Below are 3,283 nucleotides of genomic sequence, written 5' to 3'. Positions count from 1 at the left end.
GTCACCGGGTTAGGAGACCTCCCTTGAACGGCCCTTGGGTGGTGCTGAGACTCTGCTCAGATGAACCAGGAGCAAGCGCAGGTGCTGTCCCGTGGCACCAACTGTTCCGTCGTACAGCTGGCTGGCAGAGCGTTCCCCGGCATCCATCTGCAGGGCGATACGTTCGCCGCCCTGTTGAAGCAGCTGGCGGAAGCGGCTCGCCTACTGCGCCATGACCCCGGCGACCGCGCAGCTCTCGACGACCTGGACGACGCCGTCGAAGAGGCAGAGCGCTTCCTCGCCTTCTACGAAGCGACGCTCTCGCAGCGAGGGATCCGGCGGCCGTACTGACACGGCGGCCACCGGCGGCAGCAACCTCGAAGACCACCGTCGGTCGGACCAACACAGCAACAACGTGCATCTCACCATCGTCGAGTTACGAGACGTCCCTTAGGCCGCCTGATCCGATTGGGTGTGGTCGAACGGGAGGCGATCGAACGCCTGCTGAAGCAGGGGGTTGCGGTCGGTCGGCACGCCGAACTCGCGAATGGCCGCGCCGAGGTCCCAGGTTTGGCGCTCGTCCCCGGCCTGGGTGATCTGTGTGAGGATCTCGGACACGGACTGGCGCTGCCCGATGGCGACGAGCTTCTCGAGGTCACCGACGGAGGCGACGAGGGTCGGCAGGCTGGCCTCAGGCAGGAAGTCCCGGGCGAGGCTGTTGGCGACGTACCACGGATCAAGGGTGGCCACGATGCCGATGACGGGCTGGTCCTTCGGGATGTGCGCGAACTCCGGGACGTCCTTGTTAAGCATTGCCGAGGTGCGGCCGAGCTGCTTGAACGCGTCGCCCAGCGTCTGGGTGTATGCCGTGCGGGCGCTGGCGTCGGCGGCGCGGGCGGCGAGCGGCGAGCGGGTCGCCTTTGCCTCGATGAGCACGACGAGATCGTCGAACACGACGAACCAGTCGATGCTCTTGAGCTCCTGCTTCTTTTGCAGGTACACGACCTCGGAGTAGACGGTGGCGTCGGGCACGGTCTGGAACTGCCGGCCGACATAGTCCTCTAGCAGCTCGCCGAGGTCTCGGGTGAACGCCGTCCCCCACCGCTTGATCCCGGCGTAGTACAGCTCCAGCGGCGTGAGCCGCCGCGGGATGAGCTGCGGTACGGGCGCGATTAGCCGGCCGTCCGACAGCCGCACGAACGGGCGGGAAGTGAGCGGGTTAAACGCATAGCGGTCCAGGTGCGGCAGAGGCGTCCTGACCGACGCCTCGGCGTCCTCGCGCCGGAACTCGTCCATGTCCCAGGCGAACAGGGAGTTGACGACGGCCAGGATCTGCTCACGCGGCAACTCGGCGAGCAACTCGGCAAAGTTGATCTGGTCCAGCCACCCCGGATTGAAGTACCCGTCGTTGATCTCCGCGCCGGTGGCGAGCATCAACACGATGCCGGTGGCGGTGACCATGTCCGCGCCAACCAGTTCGCGCATCGACTCCTTCGAGATGACCTCGAGGGACTTGCGGCCAGAGTAGTCGTCGAAGAACGCGGCCGGCCGGGCAAGCTCCGGCAGGCCGCGCTCGTAGTACGGGAACTGCTCGAAGGCGAGCCGCGCCAGGATGGCGAACGCCGAGTTGAGCTCCGGCACATCGAGTTCGGGGGCGACGAGATTGTTGTGCATGTGGCATGCCATGACCAGGTCACGCTCGCGGGGGACGGCCCGTCGGTGGGCGTTGCCATGCACGATGGCCGCCTTCGCCACGGCAGCCAGCGCCCACGGCGGCGTCGCGCGGAGCGCCCTGTCACCCCGGTTGTCGATGCCGAAGTTCCTCGGGAGGCTCAGGGCACGCTGAGCGACCGCGACGAGCATGGCCTCCTGGTTGAAGCGGCGCACGAACGACGTGAACTCGCTGTAGAAGGACTTATGCGGCGCTTTCTTGATCACGCTAAAAGCGTCACACACTGGAGCAACCACATAATTCCGCCTATAGACAGGAAGCGGCATCGACACGCGTTCCTCCGCGTCGCTCGGCTGGATCGACACGGCGGCCGGCCGGTCCGTATTGCTACGGTCCGGCTAACCGTTGCTGCAGGTGCAGGCGCATGGATCCGGTGGCTATCGACCAGCTGCGGCGTTACGCCACGGCATGGCTCAACGTCAGGCGGCCGGCCAGCGTGATCCGGTCCATGAAGAGCCCTTGCCGCGGCTCGGCCACAGCTCCCACCGCGCAGACTTCGGCATCCCGCGCCTCGGCGTACTCATCGAGATCAAGTACGTGCGCTCCGCCACCGAGTTCAAGAAGGTCGAGAAGGAAATCCTCGAGGACTCCATCGCCTACCTGCGCGAGCGCGGCACCTACACGAAGCTCATCGTGTTCATCTACGACGCCTCGGCCTCCAACCAGGAACACGACATCACGAGCGCAGCGCTCCTGGAGCGCGACGACATCATCGATGTGATCATCGTGTCCCGCCCCATCCAGCTTCCCGAGACCGCGACGCCGGCCGGGTTCCACACCCCGCCGCTCCCGAAGCCGACGAAGTCCGAACTCGCCCTGACCGTGATCGTCGGCGTGCAACGGATTTCCCAAAGGTTCATAACCAGACAAGATGTCGCTGACCCACCGTTGCCGGCTCTAAACTCCAGATCGTCGCTGTTCACCAGGCACACCGGATGGCGACATGCTGCGAGCGTGGCATCGCGACTACCCGGACGTTTTTGGATGTCGCAATCGAGCTGCCAACCGGCAAGGGCAACTAGTTTGGGCGACGCGCGGGCCGCCCGCCTGGTCCGGGGCTGCGGTGGGCAGAATCGCGTGCACCACCGTCTTGGTGCCGCCTCATCCGGCGACCGCGTCGAAGGCCATGAGCGCCGGCTAGGTGTGGAGGCCCACACGCGAACAGCCGCTGGTCAAAGGGCTGGGGGGGTGTTTGGACCTTTCCTTGACGTCTGCCACCTCTCGATGATCGTCTTGAGCCGCTTGATGCTCGTCTCAGACTTGGTCTGACGGGCGTAGGCGAGCACCAGCTTTCTGTCATAGGTGCCAGCGTTAGTCAGGTCTTCGAGGTGGCTTTGCGTCATCCCGGCGGCGATGTCGTCGTGCCAGCCGTTGTAGCCCTTTAGGCCGGTTCGACCAGCAGAACGCGCTCGTCGTCATCGGTGATTAGCAGTTCGGCTGCCATCCGCTTGCGAGGCAGGCTCGCGGTAGCATCGCGACGCTCGGAGGGCATGCAGGGACCGTAGGACTGGCCGGCCGACACGCCCGCAGCGCCGTGCGCCGAAATTGTCGGCAGATGCCGACAATATACTC

General features: G+C 65.4%; 3 protein-coding genes and 1 pseudogene. 2 read left to right on the top strand and 2 right to left on the bottom strand.

Annotated elements, in window-relative coordinates:
• Nucleotides 1-60 precede the first annotated feature (60 nt).
• On the top strand, nucleotides 61-330 hold the full coding sequence (locus KBX08_RS32595; protein ID WP_210787610.1) for a hypothetical protein: 270 nt from the start codon (nucleotides 61-63) through the stop codon (nucleotides 328-330).
• Between the two features lie 99 nt (nucleotides 331-429).
• Here KBX08_RS32595 and KBX08_RS32590 read toward each other — a convergent pair whose 3' ends face one another.
• Nucleotides 430-1,917 (bottom strand): hypothetical protein, encoded by a 1,488-nt coding sequence (locus tag KBX08_RS32590; protein WP_210787609.1) that lies wholly within the window; start codon nucleotides 1,915-1,917, stop codon nucleotides 430-432.
• Between the two features lie 148 nt (nucleotides 1,918-2,065).
• Here KBX08_RS32590 and KBX08_RS32585 point away from each other — a divergent pair, with 148 nt between their 5' ends.
• On the top strand, nucleotides 2,066-2,980 hold the full coding sequence (locus KBX08_RS32585) for a hypothetical protein (protein ID WP_307850714.1): 915 nt from the start codon (nucleotides 2,066-2,068) through the stop codon (nucleotides 2,978-2,980).
• A gap of 112 nt (nucleotides 2,981-3,092) precedes the next feature.
• Here the strand turns inward: KBX08_RS32585 and KBX08_RS34245 are convergent.
• Nucleotides 3,093-3,283: pseudogene (locus tag KBX08_RS34245) on the bottom strand (hypothetical protein); the annotation flags it as partial.

It is taken from the genome of Micromonospora sp. H61 (assembly GCF_018070325.1).
Classification (GTDB): domain Bacteria; phylum Actinomycetota; class Actinomycetes; order Mycobacteriales; family Micromonosporaceae; genus Micromonospora; species Micromonospora salmantinae.
Note: the sequence above shows the minus strand (reverse complement) of the source record. Positions and strands in the feature narration are given on the sequence as shown.

Bases quoted from the DNA above. Each gene is read 5' to 3' on its own strand.
- KBX08_RS32595 (WP_210787610.1), top strand. From the start codon at position 61: ATGAACCAGGAGCAAGCGCAGGTGCTGTCCCGTGGCACCAACTGTTCC.